The sequence below is a fragment of the Streptomyces sp. NPDC043812 genome (genome assembly GCF_056436245.1).
Genome location: NZ_JBWKCY010000025.1, coordinates 71,666 through 89,233, shown reverse-complemented (window position 1 = coordinate 89,233; position 17,568 = coordinate 71,666). Strand labels below are relative to the sequence as shown.

At 70.0% G+C, this 17,568-nt stretch carries 14 protein-coding genes; 5 read left to right on the top strand and 9 right to left on the bottom strand.

Annotated features, from left to right (window positions below):
* Positions 1-10: 10 nt before the first annotated feature.
* Entirely contained in the window at positions 11-2,242 is a 2,232-nt protein-coding gene (locus AC067Z_RS30230) for a transglycosylase domain-containing protein (protein ID WP_478792822.1), read from the top strand.
* Positions 2,243-2,309: 67 nt separating this feature from the next.
* Here the strand turns inward: AC067Z_RS30230 and AC067Z_RS30225 are convergent, their stop codons facing one another.
* From AC067Z_RS30225 to AC067Z_RS30210, 4 genes are all read right to left on the bottom strand, one after another.
* Positions 2,310-3,773: a catalase gene (locus AC067Z_RS30225; RefSeq protein WP_478792821.1), complete on the bottom strand. Its 1,464-nt coding sequence runs from the start codon at positions 3,771-3,773 to the stop codon at positions 2,310-2,312.
* A 178-nt stretch (positions 3,774-3,951) separates the two neighbouring features.
* Positions 3,952-5,844, bottom strand: coding sequence for a SpoIIE family protein phosphatase (locus AC067Z_RS30220; protein WP_478792820.1), 1,893 nt, complete (start codon positions 5,842-5,844; stop codon positions 3,952-3,954).
* A gap of 482 nt (positions 5,845-6,326) precedes the next feature.
* Positions 6,327-7,007, bottom strand: a complete 681-nt coding sequence (gene fomD, locus AC067Z_RS30215) for a cytidylyl-2-hydroxypropylphosphonate hydrolase (RefSeq protein WP_478792819.1) — start codon at positions 7,005-7,007, stop codon at positions 6,327-6,329.
* Between the two features lie 44 nt (positions 7,008-7,051).
* Complete coding sequence (locus tag AC067Z_RS30210) at positions 7,052-8,452, bottom strand: class II fumarate hydratase (protein WP_478792818.1); 1,401 nt, start codon at positions 8,450-8,452, stop codon at positions 7,052-7,054.
* A 123-nt stretch (positions 8,453-8,575) separates the two neighbouring features.
* Here AC067Z_RS30210 and AC067Z_RS30205 point away from each other — a divergent pair, with 123 nt between their 5' ends.
* Positions 8,576-10,102 (top strand): ricin-type beta-trefoil lectin domain protein, encoded by a 1,527-nt coding sequence (locus AC067Z_RS30205; protein WP_478792817.1) that lies wholly within the window; start codon positions 8,576-8,578, stop codon positions 10,100-10,102.
* A 61-nt stretch (positions 10,103-10,163) separates the two neighbouring features.
* On the opposite strand, the gene AC067Z_RS30200 is transcribed toward AC067Z_RS30205, so the two are convergent.
* Positions 10,164-11,831 (bottom strand): fumarate hydratase, encoded by a 1,668-nt coding sequence (locus AC067Z_RS30200; RefSeq protein ID WP_478792816.1) that lies wholly within the window; start codon positions 11,829-11,831, stop codon positions 10,164-10,166.
* A 269-nt stretch (positions 11,832-12,100) separates the two neighbouring features.
* Between AC067Z_RS30200 and AC067Z_RS30195 the strand changes: the two genes are divergently transcribed.
* The gene (locus AC067Z_RS30195) at positions 12,101-12,769 is read left to right on the top strand and encodes a DUF1707 SHOCT-like domain-containing protein (protein ID WP_478792815.1); all 669 of its coding nucleotides are present in this window, start codon (positions 12,101-12,103) and stop codon (positions 12,767-12,769) included.
* 152 nt (positions 12,770-12,921) lie between these two features.
* A complete protein-coding gene (locus AC067Z_RS30190; RefSeq protein WP_478792814.1) occupies positions 12,922-13,275 on the top strand; it encodes a WhiB family transcriptional regulator in 354 nt (117 codons plus the stop codon).
* Positions 13,276-13,346: 71 nt separating this feature from the next.
* Here the strand turns inward: AC067Z_RS30190 and glpX are convergent, their stop codons facing one another.
* Positions 13,347-14,378 (bottom strand): class II fructose-bisphosphatase, encoded by a 1,032-nt coding sequence (gene glpX / locus AC067Z_RS30185; protein WP_478792813.1) that lies wholly within the window; start codon positions 14,376-14,378, stop codon positions 13,347-13,349.
* Between the two features lie 117 nt (positions 14,379-14,495).
* On the opposite strand from glpX, the gene AC067Z_RS30180 reads away from it, so the two are divergent.
* Positions 14,496-15,077: a DUF4245 domain-containing protein gene (locus tag AC067Z_RS30180; RefSeq protein ID WP_478792812.1), complete on the top strand. Its 582-nt coding sequence runs from the start codon at positions 14,496-14,498 to the stop codon at positions 15,075-15,077.
* 104 nt (positions 15,078-15,181) lie between these two features.
* Here AC067Z_RS30180 and AC067Z_RS30175 read toward each other — a convergent pair whose 3' ends face one another.
* From AC067Z_RS30175 to xseA, 3 genes are all read right to left on the bottom strand, one after another.
* Positions 15,182-15,772, bottom strand: a complete 591-nt coding sequence (locus AC067Z_RS30175; RefSeq protein ID WP_478792811.1) for a malonic semialdehyde reductase — start codon at positions 15,770-15,772, stop codon at positions 15,182-15,184.
* A gap of 240 nt (positions 15,773-16,012) precedes the next feature.
* The gene (locus AC067Z_RS30170; protein ID WP_478792810.1) at positions 16,013-16,249 is read right to left on the bottom strand and encodes an exodeoxyribonuclease VII small subunit; all 237 of its coding nucleotides are present in this window, start codon (positions 16,247-16,249) and stop codon (positions 16,013-16,015) included.
* A 72-nt stretch (positions 16,250-16,321) separates the two neighbouring features.
* Positions 16,322-17,530 carry an exodeoxyribonuclease VII large subunit gene (gene xseA, locus AC067Z_RS30165; RefSeq protein ID WP_478792809.1) on the bottom strand — a complete coding sequence of 403 codons (1,209 nt, stop codon included), beginning with the start codon at positions 17,528-17,530 and terminating at the stop codon, positions 16,322-16,324.
* Positions 17,531-17,568 lie beyond the last annotated feature (38 nt).

Genomic DNA, 17,568 nt, shown 5'->3' with positions numbered 1-17,568 from the left:
CAACGAAGCGATGGGCCGAGCGGAAGAGCGACAGGCTCGGCAGCGCAGTGCGCGCCGGGCGAAATCGGCGGGGCCCACGGGCATACGCCGCTTCTTCACCTGGAGGAAGCTGCTGGGCACGTTCTTCGGCCTGTGCCTGGTGGCGATGGGCGCGTTCTACGTGGTCTATCTGCTGGTCCCGGTACCTGATCCCAACGACCAGGCCGAGAAGCAGAGCAACATCTACAAGTTCAGCGACGGAAAGATCCTCGCCCGCGACGGCGAGGTCAACCGCGAGATCGTCGGCCTGGAGAGCATCCCGGAGGACGTCCGGTACACGTTCGTCGCGGCGGAGAACAAGACCTTCTTCGAGGACTCCGGCGTCGACCTCAAGGGCACCCTCCGCGGCCTCAAGAACACGCTCACCGGCAAGGGCAAGCAGGGTGGCTCCACCATCACCCAGCAGTACGTCAAGAACTACTACCTGGACCAGGACCAGACGGTCACCCGCAAGCTCAAGGAGCTGGTGATCTCGCTCAAGGTGGACCAGAAGAAGGACAAGAACGAGATCCTCGCCGGGTACATCAACACCAGCTACTACGGCCGCAACGCGTACGGCATCCAGGCGGCCGCCCAGGCTTACTACGGCGTCGACGCCGAGAAGCTGAACGTCTCGCAGGGCGCCTATCTCGCCTCACTGCTCCAAGCGCCCAGCCAGTACGACTGGGCCGTCGCCTCCGACACCGGCAAGAAGCTGGTGAAGGACCGCTGGAACTACACGCTGAACAACATGGTCGAGGAAGGCTGGCTCGACCCCGGCAAGCGCGCCGGACTCAAGTTCCCCGTCCCCAGGACCCCCAAGGCCGCCCCCGGCATGGACGGCCAGACCGGCTATCTCGTCGAGGCGGCCGACCGGGAGCTCGCCCGCCAGGGCCTGGACGAGGAGGACCTGAAGGCCGGCGGCTGGACGATCACCCTCACCATCGACTCCAAGCGCCAGAAGGCGCTGGAGAAGTCGGTCGAGAAGCAGCTCGAGGACCAGCTCGACCGCAAGGGCAACAAGGTCGACGCCACGGTGCAGGCCGGCGCCACCTCGGTCGATCCCAAGACGGGCAAGGTCGTCGCGCTGTACGGCGGTGTGGACTACGTGAAGCACTACATGAACAACGCCACCCGCACCGACTACCAGCCCGCCTCCACCTTCAAGCCCGTCGTGTTCGCCTCCGCGCTGGAGAACGGCTCACAGACCCAGGACGGCCGTCAGATCGGCATCAACACCGTCTACGACGGCACCAGCAGGCGTCCGGTCGTGGGCAGCGACACCCCGTTCGCCCCGCAGAACGACCTCGGCAAGAGCTACGGCCCCGTCACCGTCCAGACGTCGCTGAACCGGTCGATCAACTCCGCGTTCGCGCAGATGGCCGTGGACGTCGGCCTGGAGGACGTCAAGGAGACCGCGCTGGACATGGGCGTGCCGGACAAGAACTTCCCGCTGAGGCCGTCGTTGGCCCTCGGCACCATGCACGCGTCCACCTGGGACATGGCCGGGGTGTACGCCACCCTCGACAACCACGGCCGCAAGGTCACGCCGACGATCGTCGCGAAGGCCGAGCACAAGGACCGCCGCCTCGACCTCCCCGACCCGATCGGCGACCACGTGATCAGCCGGGAGTCGGCCGACACGGTGACCGCGGGCCTGACGGGCGTGGTGAAGAACGGCTCCGGTATCGCGGCCCGGTCGAGCGCGTACCAGGCGGCCGGAAAGACCGGCACCTCGGAGAACAACAAGTCGGCATGGTTCGCCGGTTACACCCCCGAACTCGCCACCGTCGTCGCCCTGTTCGGCGAGGCGCCGCCCGAGGACGGGGGCCGCCAGGTCAGCCTGACCGGTACGGCCAGCTCCGGCCGCGCCAACGGCGGCGGCTTCCCGGCCCGCATCTGGGCGGACTACACACTCGGTGCGCTGAACGGCGGCTCGGACGAGGAGTTCGACCTCGACGTCGCCGAGATCGCGAGCCCTGATCCGACGCCGACGCCGACGGAGTCCGAGACCGAGGACCCGACGCCGACCCCGACGGAGTCCGAGACCGAGGACCCGACGCCGACCCCGACGGAGTCCGAGACCGAGGACCCGACGCCGACGAAGGACCCGATCCCGACGCCCACCGAGACGGTCACCGGGCGCCCGACGCTCACGCCGCCGGTGCCACCGGGTGACGGCACGGACGACGGCGGCAACAATCAGCTCCGACCGCGGGACTGACAACGAAAAAAAGGGCGCCCGCCGATCCGGCCGGATCGGCGGACACCGCTGCCGCAGGGCAAAGAGGTCAGCCGCCGTTGACCTTCTTGGCGATCGTGTCCCCGAGTTCCTTGTCCACATTGCGCCAGTACTGCAGCGCACGCTCCAGCACCGGCTCGGTGACGCCGTCGAGCAGATGCCCGCTCACGTTCGACGCCAGCCGCTCGCGCGCCGGGTCGTCGAGCACCTTGCGCACCATCGTGCCCGCCTGCCCGAAGTCGTCGTCCTCGCGGTGCAGCTTGTACGCCTCGCGTACCATCTCGCCCGCCGTCTCCCAGCCGGCCGGGTCGCCGAAGCGTCCGAAGTCGGCCGCGGGGCCGCCGTACGAGTTCGGGGCGTACGGCCTGGACGCGTTCGACGGCACGTATCGCATCGGGCCGTCCTTGGCGTACGAGTTGATCCCCGCGTGCGGCCGGTTGGGCGGCAGCTGGGCGTAGTTCGGGCCGATCCGGTACCGGTGGGTGTCGGGGTACGAGAACAGCCGGCCGAGCAGCATCTTGTCCGGCGAGGGCCCGATGCCGGGCACCATGTTCGACGGCTCGAAGGCGGCCTGCTCGATGTGGATGAAGTAGTCCTCGGGATTCCTGTTCAGCGTCATCCGGCCGACGTCGATCAGGGGGTAGTCACCGTGCGGCCACACCTTGGTCAGGTCGAACGGGTTGAAACGGTAATCGGCCGCGTCCTCGAACGGCATGATCTGGACCTTGAGGGTCCAGGACGGCGCGTTCCCGGACTCGATCGACTCGTACAGATCGCGGCGGTGCTTGTCCGCGTCCGAGCCGGCCAGCTCGTCGGCCTCGGCCTGGGTGAGGAAGCCGATGCCCTGGTCGGTCTTGAAGTGGTACTTCACCCAGAACCGCTCGCCTGCCCCGTTGATCCACATGTAGGTGTGGGAGCTGTAGCCGTTCATGTGGCGGTAGGTCTTGGGGATTCCCCGGTCGCCCATCAGCCACGTCACCTGGTGCGCGGACTCGGGGGAGAGGGTCCAGAAGTCCCACTGCATGTCGTTGCTGCGCAATCCGCTGGCCGGGTGGCGCTTCTGCGACCGGATGAAGTCCTGGAACTTGATCGTGTCGCGTACGAAGAAGACCGGGGTGTTGTTACCGACCAGGTCGTAATTGCCCTGCTCGGTGTAGAACTTGAGCGCGAAACCGCGCGGGTCGCGCCAGGTGTCGGGGGAGCCCTGCTCACCCGCGACCGTCGAGAAGCGGGCCAGCATCTCGGTGCGCTTGCCCGGCTGGAACAGGTCGGCTTTGGTGAACTGGCTGACGTCGTTGGTCACTTCGAAGAAGCCGTACGCGCCCGACCCTTTCGCGTGCACCACCCGCTCGGGGACCCGTTCACGGTTGAACTGGGCCATCTTCTCGATCAGATAGTGGTCCTGGAGCAGGATCGGACCGTCGGAGCCGACGGTGAGCGAGTGCTCGTCGCTCTCCACCGGAATGCCGGCGTTGTTGGTCGTGTACGGAGTCCTGGGGGTCGATCCGGTCACGAGCGTCCTCCCGTCGATCTCTGGGATGTGTGGTCGCTCCGTCCGTGTGCCCCGGTCGACGCCTGCGACACTTCAGCGGCAACACGAATCCGGACTTTTGGTGCATGCGGCTGAGAGGCCGTCCGGCGTAGCGGCCCACGCCCAGGGCATGTCCGGCCCTGATCCACCGGCCACGCCCCTAGCCGGGCGTGGGCAGCTCGAACCAGACCACCTTGCCGGTGGACAGCCGTGTCGCCCCCCAGCGCCTTGCCAGCCGGTTCACCAGGAACAGCCCACGGCCGCCCTCGTCCGTGTCCCGTGCGCGCCGCTGCCTCGGCAGTTGCGGAGAGTCGTCCCCGACCTCGCAGCGCAGCACGTCCGTACGCAGCAGCCGCAGCGTCACGGGACGCTCCGCATAACGCACGGCATTGGTCACGACCTCGCTGACCAGCAGCTCCACCGAGTCCGACAGCTCCTCCAGCCCCCAGCGTGCCAGCGCACGGCGGGCCAGCCTGCGGGCACGGCCGGGCGCCGCGTCCTCCGGCTCCAGGAACCAGTACGCGACGTCGCTGGGAGCGATCCCGTCGAAACGCGCGGCGAGCAGGGCGATGTCGTCGTCGCGGTCGCCCGGGCCGAGCATGTCCAGCACGTCGTCGCACAGCGCCTCCAGCGGAGGCGAGTGGTCCGGGCCGGTCAGCTGGGCGGTGGCGGCGAGCCGCTCCCGCAGCTGCTCGATACCCGTCCACACGTCGCGAAGCCGGGACTCCACCAGTCCGTCGGTGTACAGCAGCAGCGTCGCGCCGGCCGGGGCGTCCAGCTCCACGGCTTCGAAGTCCACGCCGCCGACACCGATGGGCGCGCCCGGCGGTACGCGCAGCACCTCGGCCCGCCCGCCCAGGTGGAGCAGGATGGGCGGCGGATGTCCGGCGTTGGCGATGGTGATGCGGTGCGAGACCGGGTCGTAGACCGCGTACAGGCAGGTCGCCATGCGGTCGGCGCCGAGCCGCTGGGCCTGCTCGTCGAGGTGGTGCAGGACCTCCTGCGGCGGCAGATCGAGACCGGCGAGCGTCTGCGCGGTGGTGCGCAACTGCCCCATGATCGCTGCGGACTTCATGGAGTGGCCCATGACGTCCCCGACGACCAGGGCGACCCGGCTGCCGGGCAGCGGGATCGCGTCGTACCAGTCGCCGCCGACGCGGGCGGTCTCGGCCGCCGGGAGATAACGGGAGGCGAGCTTGACGCCGGTCGGCTGGGGCAGCGAGTCGGGCAGCATGGTGCGCTGCAGTTCGTCCGCGATGTACGCCTCGCGACCGTAGAGCACGGCCTTGTCGATGCCGAGCGCGGTGTGCGTGGCGAGCTGGGCCGCCACCAGGAGGTCGTTCGGCTCGAACGCCGGACGGTCCGGACGGCGCAGGAAGACCGCGGCACCGATCACGCGGCGCCTGCCCCGGAGCGGCGCGAGTATCGCCCGGTGTCCGCTCGGCACGCTGCGACCGTCGCCCAGGAGCTCCGGCAGAGCGGCACGAGCGGCCGCAGAATCCCCGAACACGGGCCGCACGCCGCGCAGCACCTCGGAGAGCGCGCCACCGGAGCGCACCTCGCACAGCTCGGCGGCCGGCGCGACCTCGCTCCCCGGGTCCAGTACGGGCATGAGGGCGCCCACGCCCTGGTCGGCGTCGTCCGCGTTCAGGCGCAGCCTGTCGGTCCGGCGCAGGCGCAGCACGAAGGGCGACACCGGCCGCTCGTCACCGACGGGCAGCGGGTCGCGCAGATAGACGAGGATCGCGTCGGAGAACGTCGGCACGGTCGCCCGGCACAGGCCGAGCACGATCTCGTCGAGGTCTATCCCGCGCGCAATGCGCCGGGTCGCAGCCCCCACGAACCGCAGCCGGTCACCCTCGCGGCGCGCGGTCCCGGCGATGTCCTGGGCCTGGGCCTGCACGGCGTGCGCCTGGGTCCCCGTCTGCGGCTGGGGCTTCGGCGGCGGCCCGGAGGGAGCGGCCGCGGCCGCTTCCGCCCGCGGGCGGGTGCGCTCGTGCGACCGCGCAGCCAGGGGCTGCCGGCCTTCGTGGGAGGTGGGATGCTCCGTCACGCGTGGGATTCCGTCCGTCCGGGCCGGTGATGCGATGCAGTCGCCTCGAGGGGCGGTGCCGAGCTGTCTCGGGGAACAACCCCCGAACCCCCGGCCGATGCAGCCGCTCTGCGGGCGGCGTCGACAGGGTGGCGGGCATCCGGCACAGCTCAACCCCCTGTGGTGACTCGTGCTGACTCGACTGACTCGTCATGGCTCGTGGTGCGTGCTGACGTGCGGTGCGCCCTGCGGCGGCCTTTCCCTCGTACGGTGTGGCCTTGCGGACGACGATCCTACGTTTGCCCCCAGGGGGCGCATCAAGAGTCTCACGAGGTCGTATACGCGGGAGCGCGTTCCCTGACCGGAATCGGACACTGGGACGGGACCGCAGTGGTCACAAGGGCGGAGGGTTCGGGTGCCGCGGCCGCTGAAACGCAAAGTTTCGGCCAGCTTCGCCCCGCGTCAACGCATCGCCCCTGTCCCGGCGGGCTCCCGCGGCGGCCTCAGGACGCCAGCCGGTCGACCGGAGCGCGGCCCCAGTCGGCCGGCAGCTGCGGAACCGGCCAGGAGGGATCGGGGCGCCAGTGCTCCCAACCCGCCGAGAACGGCGCCTCCCAGGCGCGGATGGACTCCACGGCCGCCCGGCCCGCCTCGCGCACCCGTCGCGCCGTCCTGGCGTCCATCAGCCCCACCTGCTGGGCCTGCGCGAACTCGTCCTCGTCCCGCCACAGCCAACTGCGGTCCGGATACACCGAGATGTCCAGGTAGTGGTCCTCGGAGTCGACGCCGCCCGCCCAACGGGTGTGCGGTTCCTCCAGGTTCACGTACCAGTTCTTGAACCGCCAGCCCCGTTCCCAGAACAGCCAGACCGACCAGGGGTCACCGGGGCGCGCCAGCTTCAGCACCCCGGTGCCGAACCAGTGGTCCCTGGCCAGCCTGCGCGGGGCGGTGTACCGGGTCGCCAACGGCTCCAGATGGACGGGCGTGCCGTCGGCGAGCACCGGTTTCACGCACTCGGTCCCCGGTGCCATCCACACCGCGAGCAGCTCGTCGGTGTCCTGGACGACCGTCACAGGGCGGACGATGTGCACGCCGCAGCCGTCCAGGTCGGGGGCATGCCCGCGGTACCGCCACAGGATGTGGTCCCCGGGCGCCCAGCGTTCGATGCGTTCCGTGCCTGTCATGGCCAGATCTTAGGGGCCGCCCCGTCCTGCCGCTGCGATCCTGGTCACGGGTGCGTCATACGCAGCACGTCCAGGGCCTCGTCCAGCTGCTCGAGGGTCAGCGCACCGCGGTCCACATAGCCGGACTCCAGCACGACCTCGCGGATGGTCTTCCGCTCGGCGAGCGACTTCTTGGCGACCTTCGCCGCCTCCTCGTAGCCGATGTACTTGTTGAGCGGGGTGACGACGGAGGGGGAGGACTCGGCGTACTCGCGGGCGCGTTCCACGTTCGCCGTGATGCCGTCGACCGTGCGGTCCGCGAGCAGCCGGGAGGCGTTCGCCAGCAGCCTGACCGACTCCAGCAGGTTCTTGGCGATCACCGGGAGCATGACGTTCAGCTCGAAGTTCCCCGCGGCGCCCGCGATGGCGACCGTGGCGTCGTTGCCCGTCACCTGCGCCGCGACCATCAGCACGGCCTCCGGGATCACCGGGTTGACCTTGCCCGGCATGATCGAGGAGCCGGGCTGGAGGTCGGGCAGCGCGATCTCGGCGAGACCGGTGCGCGGCCCCGACGCCATCCAGCGCAGATCGTTGGAGATCTTGGTCAACGACACGGCGATCGTCCGCAGCTGGCCGGACGTCTCCACCAGACCGTCGCGCGCGCCCTGCGCCTCGAAGTGGTCGCGTGCCTCGGTCAGCGGCAGCCCGGTCGTGCGGGCGATTTCGGCGATGACGGCGGCCGCGAAGCCGGGCGGGGTGTTGATGCCGGTGCCCACCGCGGTACCGCCGAGCGGCAGTTCGGCGAGCCGTGGCAGGGAGGACTTCAGCCGCTCGACCCCGTACCTGACCTGCGCGGCGTAACCGCCGAACTCCTGGCCGAGCGTGACCGGCGTCGCGTCCATCAGATGGGTACGGCCGGATTTCACGACCGTCGCGAACTCGGTCGCCTTGCGCTCCAGCGAGGCGGCCAGATGCTCCAGCGCGGGGATCAGATCGCCGGTCACGGCCGCGGTCGCCGCGATGTGGATGGAGGAGGGGAACACGTCGTTGGACGACTGGGAGGCGTTCACGTGGTCGTTCGGGTGCACCTCGCGGCCCAGCCGTTCGGTGGCCAGGGTGGCCAGCACCTCGTTGGTGTTCATGTTGGAGGACGTACCGGAACCGGTCTGGAAGACGTCGACCGGGAAGTGCTCGTCCCAGCGGCCTTCGGCGACATCGGCCGCCGCGTCGGCGACGGCGTGCGCGATGTCCTCGTCCAGGACGCCCAGTTGGGCGTTGACCAGGGCTGCGGCGGCCTTGATGCGGGCCAGGGCCTCGATGTGCGCACGCTCCAGGCGCTGACCCGAGACCGGGAAGTTCTCCACGGCCCGCTGGGTCTGCGCGCGCCACTTGGCGTGGGCGGGAACGCGCACCTCACCCATGGAGTCGTGCTCGATCCGGAATCCGTCCGCGCTCGCGTCGTTCATCCTCGTCCTCCCTCTGGCCCTGCCGGAACCCTCGAAAAGTTGAGCAGTTGTCTTGTTCCGCCTATTCCCAACTGCGCTACCCGCCAGTAAATACCCGGAGTAACCACAACTCGGGGAGGCGCAATGAAGGGAACAGGCCAGAGACTTCACCCACTTCGACGCACTGTCGCGGCCGCCGCCGTGCTCGCCACCGTCCTCGGCGGGACGGCGCTGTCCGCACCGGCCGCCGCGGAACCCTCGACCCCCCTCTCGTCGGTGCCACTGCCGCCGGAACTGGAGGCGATCCGCGCGGCGGAGGCCACCGCTCTCTACGGCGGCCCGGGCGAACGCCCGCTCGACCAGCGCAAGACCGGCCTGATCTCGCTGGGTGACAGCGAGATCTCCGGTGAGGGCATCGGCACGTACGAGCCCGGTACCAGCGGCCCCGACAACTGGTGCCACCGCTCGCCCGAAGCGGCGATCCACCGCACGGGCATCGCGGCCGACGTCACGTACAACGTCTCCTGCTCCGGCGCCTCCACCGGAAACATCCGCGCCGGCGGCAGCAAGCAGCACGCCGATGAACTCGTCCAGAGCGACAACCTCGCCATCAAGGCCCGCAACACCCGCATCAAGATGGTGGTCCTGGTCGCCGGCGCCAACGACGACCTCCAGTTCGGACCGGTCATGACCGACTGCGTCGTGCGCTATCTGACGATCCAGGGGCCCTGCGCGCCGAAGTACGCGCCCGGCTGGCAGGCCCGCGTCGACGGCCTCGTCCCCAAGGTGGAACAGACGGTGCGCGACCTGCGGACCGTCATGCGCGACGCCGGATACACCGACGGCGACTACCGGCTCGTCGTCATGGGCTACCCGAGCCCCATCGGCCCCGACTTCCGGGACAACCCGCAATTCCCCGGGAAACTGCTGTGCGGCGGCATGGGCTACGACTCCGACACCGTCTGGGGCCGTGACACGGCCGTACCCGCCTTCGAACGCGGCATGCGCCGGGCCGCGCAGAACACCGGCGCGGTCTACCTCGACAACTCCCGTCTCTTCCACGGCCACGAGGTCTGCTACCAGGACACCTGGGCCCGCGGACTCTACGTGGACGTGACCCACCCCTTCCCGCCGGACGCCAACTCGGTCCGACAGTCCTTCCACCCGAACGCACGCGGTCACGCGGCATTCGCCTCGTGCCTCACACAGCTGTACGACTCGGGCCTGCGGGAGGCGAGTTGCGCGGATGTCGCCTCCAGCGGCAGGCCGGCACTGTTCCCGCTGGCGTGGGACGACGCGTACCGCCCGCTGAAGGCGGCGTCCGGCCCCTGCGCCGACGTCAAGGGCGCGGTCACCCGTAACGGAACGCCGGTGATGGCCTGGGACTGCCATGGTGGCCGCAACCAGAGCTGGTGGCACGACGCGTCCCGTCGCTCCGTGCACACCGAGCTGACCCAGGACCGGTGCCTGGACGTCCCGGACTCGTCGCACCGGGACGGCACGGAACTGATCGTCTGGGACTGCCACGGAGGTGCGAACCAGCAGTTCGTGCGGGCCTCGGACACGTTGCGCCCGGCGGCAGCACCGTCGTTGTGCGTCACGGCGGGGGCGTCCGGCGATGCGCTCCGCCTGCGCCCCTGCGACGGCTCGGCGGGCCAGCGCTTCGCGTGACCCGAACGGGGTGCGGCGGACGGCTCCGCCCGTCCGCCGCACCCCCGGAAGGTGTGGGTGACTACGCCTGACCGGGGCCCCGCACCGGGATCGACGTGAACGTCGGTGCCGGCGCCGGGTCCTGGAAGAAGTCGTTGCCCTTGTCGTCCACCACGATGAACGCCGGGAAGTCCTCCACCTCGATCTTCCAGACGGCCTCCATGCCGAGCTCCTCGTACTCGACGACCTCGACCTTCTTGATGCAGTCCTGCGCGAGCCGCGCCGCCGGGCCGCCGATCGAGCCGAGGTAGAAGCCACCGTGCGCACCGCACGCGTCCGTGACCTGCTTCGACCGGTTGCCCTTGGCCAGCATGATCCTCGAGCCGCCCGCCGCCTGGAACTGCTCGACGTAGGAGTCCATCCGGCCGGCCGTGGTCGGGCCGAAGGAGCCGGAGGCGTAGCCCTCGGGCGTCTTGGCCGGACCGGCGTAGTAGACGGGGTGGTCCTTCAGGTACTGCGGCATCTCCTCGCCCGCGTCCAGCCGCTCCTTGATCTTGGCGTGCGCGATGTCGCGCGCGACGACCAGCGGGCCTGTCAGCGAAAGGCGGGTCTTGACCGGGAACTTGGTCAGCTCGGCCAGCATCTCGTCCATGGGACGGTTGAGGTCGATCCTGACGACGTCACCCTCTTCGGCGAGGTGCTCGTCCGTGGTGTCCGGCAGGAAGCGGGCCGGGTCCGTCTCCAGCTGCTCCAGGAAGACACCCTCGGCGGTGATCTTCGCGACGGCCTGGCGGTCCGCCGAGCAGGAGACGGCGATCGCGACGGGCAGCGAGGCGCCGTGCCGCGGCAGTCGCACCACGCGCACGTCGTGGCAGAAGTACTTGCCGCCGAACTGCGCGCCGATGCCGATCTTCTGCGTGAGCTCGAAGACCTTCTTCTCCAGCTCCTCGTCACGGAAGCCGTGCCCGAGTGCGGAGCCCTCGGAGGGCAGCTCGTCCAGGTAGTGCGCGGAGGCGTACTTCGCGGTCTTGAGCGCGAACTCGGCCGACGTGCCGCCGACGACGATCGCCAGGTGGTACGGCGGGCAGGCGGCCGTACCGAGCGAACGGATCTTCTCCTCCAGGAACTTCATCATGCTCGTCTCGTTGAGCACGGCCTTCGTCTCCTGGTAGAGGAAGGACTTGTTGGCGGAGCCGCCGCCCTTGGCCATGAACAGGAACTTGTACGCGCCGCCGTCGGTGGCGTACAGCTCGATCTGCGCCGGCAGGTTGGAGCCGGTGTTCTTCTCGTCCCACATGGTGAGCGGGGCCATCTGCGAGTACCGCAGGTTGAGCTTGGTGTACGCGTCGTAGATGCCGCGCGAGAGGGCTTCCTCGTCCCCGCCCTCGGTCAGCACGTTCTGCCCGCGCTTGCCCATGACGATCGCCGTGCCGGTGTCCTGGCACATGGGGAGCACACCGGCGGCGGCGATGTTCGCGTTCTTCAGCAGGTCCAGCGCGACGAACTTGTCGTTGGACGAGGCCTCGGGGTCGTCGATGATCCGGCGCAGCTGTGCGAGGTGGGCGGGGCGGAGGTAGTGCTGGATGTCGTGGATGGCCTCGGCAGCGAGCTTGCGCAGCGCCTCCGGCTCGACCTTGAGGAAGGTGCGCCCGTCGGCCTCGAAGGTGGAGACACCTTCGGCCGTCACCAGCCGGTACGGGGTGGTGTCCTCGCCCAGCGGGAGCAGATCCGTATACGCGAACTCCGGCATGTCGCCCATTCCTCACTTCACAGACAGCAGCGTGCCTCCATTGGCAGCGCCACCCAGCGTAAGACGCCCGCACGGCGCCGATCCTGTGAGGTAAGGCTCACTTCCCGGGATCTTGGGATGTTGGCCCGCAGGGGCGTGCGCCGTGATGTCCGCGCGGGGTCGCGACCGTGTCCGAGCGGGGCGTGACCGTGAGAATTTCGGCTGATTGCGACTGGTTCCGTTCGTGCCGCCCCTGGTCGCGATCTATCGCGTTTCGCTAGGCTGGTTCCGTGGACCTCGAGAAGCAGCCCCAGAAGCCGGCCGTCCCCATGGAGGCCGACAGTCCCGACCGCGCCATCCGCGCCTCCGACGCCGATCGCGACCGGATCGCGGACATCCTCCGGGATGCCCTGGCCGAAGGCAGGCTGGATCCCGAGGAGCACTCCGAGCGCATCGACGCCGTCTACGGCGCCAAGACCGTCGGCGAGCTGGAGCCGATCGTGCGGGACCTGCCCGCGACCGGCAGCTCCGCCGCCACCGCCTCCTATGCCGCGGACGCGGACCTGCCCACCGGGCCCGCCGAGAACCTCGTCGCCGTCTTCTCCAGCTCGACGCGCAAGGGCCGTTGGCGCGTCGGCCGCCGGACCAACGCGTTCTCGCTGTTCGGCAACATCGAGATCGACCTCACCGAGGCCCTGTTCGGGCAGCGCCTGACCGTCATCAACGCGACGTCCCTCTTCGGCAATGTCGAGGTGCGCGTCCCGGAGAACATCTCGCTGCGCGGCAGCGGCACGGGGATCTTCGGGAACTTCGAGGTCGTCACCCTCGAAGCGGCCGATCCCGAAGCGCCCGTGGTCGTCATCAACGGGTACTCGGTTTTCGGCAATGTCGAGGCGCGGCCCAAGCGGGGCCGACGAATCACCGACCTCCACGGCCGCCTGCGCAAACACCTCGGCTGACGGCGGCGCGCTCCGGAGCATTTCGCGCCGCGCGTGCCGATACGCATTTCCGTGCCTCGGAACTCAGTGCCACTCAGTGCATAGGAGTGCGCACAGCGGGTAGGGAGTGCTGCATCGTCTCTCGCTCGCGAATCCGTCGTCAGGAGTAGACCGTGCTGCAACTGCCGCATCAGTCCTTGCAGGTCGCCGCCATTCCGCCTCAGCGCATCCCTGCTCGGGAGGATGAGGCCGGTCCCTGGCACGCGGAGGCGGTGTGCCGCCGCGACGAGGCCGGGCTCTTCTTCGCCCCGTCGAAGGAGCCGACGGCCGCGCGACTGGCGCGCGAAGAGGCGGCCAAGAGGGTCTGCGCGCGCTGTCCGGTGATGGTCGAATGCCGCGAGCACGCACTGCTCCAGCCCGAGCCGTACGGGGTGTGGGGCGGGCTCACGGCCGCCGAGCGCCGTGTTGTGCTGGCCCGCCGCCGGCGCCGCGAGGTCGAGCTGAAGAAGTCCCCGTCGGCGGCCTGACCACCGGGCAGCACGGAAACGGAAAAGGGGCGCCCCGCAAGGGGCGCCCCTTCCATGTTTCTTCGGCTCGGCTACTTCGCCCGGTCGAAGTCGATCGCGCTGTACGCTCGCAGCTTCGACAGCCGGTGCGTCGAGTCGATCTTGCGGATGGTGCCCGACTTGGAGCGCATCACCAGCGAGGACGTCGTCGCCGTCTCGCCGCGGTAGTGCACGCCGCGCAGCAGCTCGCCGTCCGTGATGCCGGTGGCGACGAAGAACACGTTCTCGCCGCTGACGAGGTCGTTCGTGTGCAGCACACGGTCCAGGTCGTGGCCCGCGTCGAGCGCGCGCTGCCGCTCCGCGTCGTCCTTCGGCCACAGCTTGCCCTGGATCGTGCCGCCCAGGCACTTGATCGCGCAGGCGGAGATGATGCCCTCCGGCGTGCCGCCGATGCCCATCAGCATGTCGACGCCGGTGCCCTCGCGCACGGCCATGACCGAGCCCGCGACATCGCCGTCGGAGATGAACTTGATGCGCGCGCCGGTCTCGCGGATCTCCTTGACGATGCCCTCGTGGCGGGGGCGGTCCAGGATGACGACCGTGACGTCCTCGGGCGAGGAGTTCTTGGCCTTCGCGACCCGGCGGATGTTGACCGAGACGGGAGCGTTGATGTCGACGAAGTCGGCGGCCTCGGGGCCGGTGACCAGCTTGTCCATGTAGAAGACGGCGGACGGGTCGAACATGGTGTGGCGGTCGGCCGCGGCGAGCACGGCGATCGCGTTCGGCATGCCCTTGGCGTTCAGCGTGGTGCCGTCGATCGGGTCCACGGCGATGTCGACCTCGGCGCCGGTGCCGTCGCCGACCCGCTCGCCGTTGAACAGCATCGGGGCTTCGTCCTTCTCGCCCTCGCCGATGACGACGACGCCGTTCATGGAGACGGTGGAGACGAGGGTGCGCATGGCCTTGACGGCTGCGCCGTCCGCACCGATCTTGTCGCCGCGGCCGACCCACCGCCCGGCGGCCATGGCGGCGGCCTCGGTGACCCGGACGAGCTCCAGGGCGAGGTTGCGGTCGGGGGCCTCGGGAGAGACCTCGAGCGGGGACGGCAGATGATGCTCGGTCATCGGAGCGCACCTTTCTGTACGACGACGGCCGTAATAAAGAGGGTGGTGCGACTCTATCGGTACGTCGACAAATTGAGCAGAGGGGGCCACGTTTGAGCATCCCTGCCAGATGCGAACATGGGGGGCGTGGCAGGTATGCGAGGCAGACAGACGGTCCGGGGAATGTTCCAGTCGATGGCGGTGATCGGCGTCGTCGTGGCGGGCATCTACATGCTCGTCCCGCACGACGAGAAGGCCGACCCCGTCAAGCCGGTCGACTACCGCGTGGAACTCCTGACGGCGCGGCGGGCTGCGCCGTATCCGGTGGCGGCCCCCGAGGGGCTGACCGGTGAATGGCGCGCGACGTCCGTGGCGTACAAGGGGGCCGAGGGCGATGCCTGGCACCTCGGCTTCCTGGACCCGGACGACCAGTACGTCGCCGTGGAGCAGTCCGCGGCACAGCCCGCGGACAAGTACGTCCGCAAGGTCACCCGGGAGGCGGCCAGGACCTCGGCGACCCAGCAGGTGGGCGGCGAGACGTGGCAGCGCTGGGAGGGGCCGAAGTACGACGCCCTGGTGCTGACGTCCAAGGGCGCCACGACCGTGGTCATGGGCACCGCGTCGCCCGCGCGGCTGGCGGAGATGGCCGCGGCGCTGAAGGCCGAGGGAGCCGAGGGCGGGGACGCGAAGGCGTCGCCGTCGGCCTCCCCGAAGCGTTAGGGACAGGTGCGGCGAAGGCCGCCGCCACCCCGGGCCGGGGTCGCGGCGGCCTTCGCCGTGCGGAGACGCAAGAGACGCAAGAGGCGCGAGCGCCGTGGCGCCGGTCAGACGGTGGTGACGACCTCGTCGTACGACAGCCGCGGGGAACGCGGGAACCAGGCGTCCTCGCCCGGCTTGCCGATGTTGACGACCATCAGCGGGGTGTGGTCGCCGTCCAGGAACTCCTTCTGGATGCCCGCGGCGTCGTAGCCGGTCATCGGGCCGGCGGCCAGACCGGCGGCGCGGACGCCGATGATGAAGTAGGCGGCCTGCAGGGCGGCGTTGAGGCTGGCGGCCGACTCGCGGACCGGGCGCTCGCTGAAGAAGAGGTCCTTGGCCTGCGGGAAGTGCGGAAGCAGCGCCGGGAGCTCCTCGTGGAACTCGTTGTCGGCGGCCAGGATCGCGACCAGCGGGGCGGCCGCGGTCTTCGCCTGGTTGCCCTCGGCGAGGTGACCGACGAGGCGCTCGCGGGCCTCGGCCGAACGCACCAGCACCACGCGCAGCGGCGTCTGGTTGAAGGCGGTCGGGCCGTACTTGACCAGGTCGTAGATCGCCTGGACCTGCTCGTCGGTCACCGGCTCGTCGGTGAACGAGTTGGCGGTACGGGCCTCGCGGAAGAGGAGGTCCTGGGCAGCGGGGTCAAGAACGAGCGACATCGGGGCGTACCTTCCGAAACGGATAATGGGTCAACCAACGAATTCACCGTACGACCCCGATAGGTTAATTTTCAACTAATGCCGGGGTGTCGTGACCCGACTCACAGTCCCGGCTCTGCCGTTTCGCCCCAGCCTCGTGCCCCCGGAGCTGCCTCGCCCGAGTCTCGCGCCCCGGAGTCGTTACGCCCGAGCCCTGTGCCCCCGGAGCTGTCCCGCCCGAGCCTTGTGCCCCCGGAGTCGTTACGCCGACGCGGCTCCGCCGTCGTCCGGCTCCGCCTCCGCCAGCGCCGCGTCCAGGCGCGCCCGGGCGCCCTCGAGCCAATGACGGCAGACCTTCGCCAGCTCCTCGCCGCGCTCCCACAGGGCCAGCGACTCCTCGAGCGTCGTCCCGCCCGCCTCCAGCCTGCGCACGACCTCGATCAGTTCGTCACGCGCCTGCTCGTAACCGAGCGCGGCCTCTTCCGTCTTGGCAGCCATACGTTCCACCCTAAATGTGAGACGAACCGTGAAAGGCGACACCGGGCGCGGTGCGCAGCGCCCTCGCGGGCGTCACTCCTCCACCCGCACCGCGAACTCCCCGTGCGCCACCCGTGCCCGCAGCGCGTCGCCCGCCGCCACGTCCTCCGGCGAGCGGACCACGGCGCCGTCCGCGCGCTGGAGCACCGCGTAACCGCGCTCCATCGTGGCCGCGGGCGACAGCGACACCACCCGGGCGCGTGTGTGGGACAGCTCCGAATCGGCGCGGTCGAGCAGATGACCGAGCACCCGCCGGCTCCGGGCCAGCAGCGCGTCCACCTCGTCCTCGCGCTGCTCGACCATGCGCTGCGGATGCTCCATGCACGGGCGGGCCAGCGCGTGCGCGAGACCGCGCTCCTCGCGGTCCAGCAGCCCCTGCACGGTGCGCAGCGCGCGGTCTCGCAACTGGCGGACGCGGTCCAGCTCCTCGCCCACGTCGGGGACGACCTTCTTCGCCGCGTCCGTCGGCGTGGAGGCGCGCAGGTCGGCCACCAGGTCCAGCAGCGGTGCGTCCGGTTCGTGCCCGATGGCGGACACCACCGGCGTCGTGCAGGCGGCCACCGCGCGCACCAGCTGCTCGTCGGAGAAGGGCAGCAGGTCCTCCACGCTTCCGCCGCCGCGCGCGACGATGATCACGTCCACGTCCGGCTGCTCGTCCAGCTCTTTCACCGCCTGCACGACCTGGGTCACCGCGTGCACCCCCTGCACGGCCACGTTGCGGACCTCGAAACGGACGTGCGGCCAGCGGCGGCGCGCGTTCTCCAGGACGTCGCGCTCGGCGGCGGACGCCCGGCCGCACACCAGGCCGACCCGGTGCGGCAGGAACGGCAGAGGCCGCTTGCGGTCGGGCGCGAACAGGCCCTCCGCGCCCAGCGACCGCTTCAACTGCTCCAGCCTGGCGAGCAGTTCGCCGATGCCCACCGGCTTCATCTCCGTCGCGCGCAACGACAGCTGGCCCCGCGGCGCGTACCACTCGGGCTTGGCGAGCACCACCACCCGCGCACCCTCGGACACCACGTCCGCGACGGCGTCGAAAACCTGCCGGTAGCAGGTGACGCTCACCGAGATGTCGTACGACGGGTCGCGCAGGGTCAGAAAGACGACCCCCGCGCCCGGCCGCCGCGACAGCTGGGTGATCTGCCCCTCCACCCAGACCGCGCCGAGCCGGTCGATCCACCCCCCGATCAGCCGGGACACCTCGCCGACGGGCAGGGGGGCTTCCGCGGACGTGTTGAGAGCCATACGGGCGAGCGTAACGGCCGGGTACGACAACTCCCGCG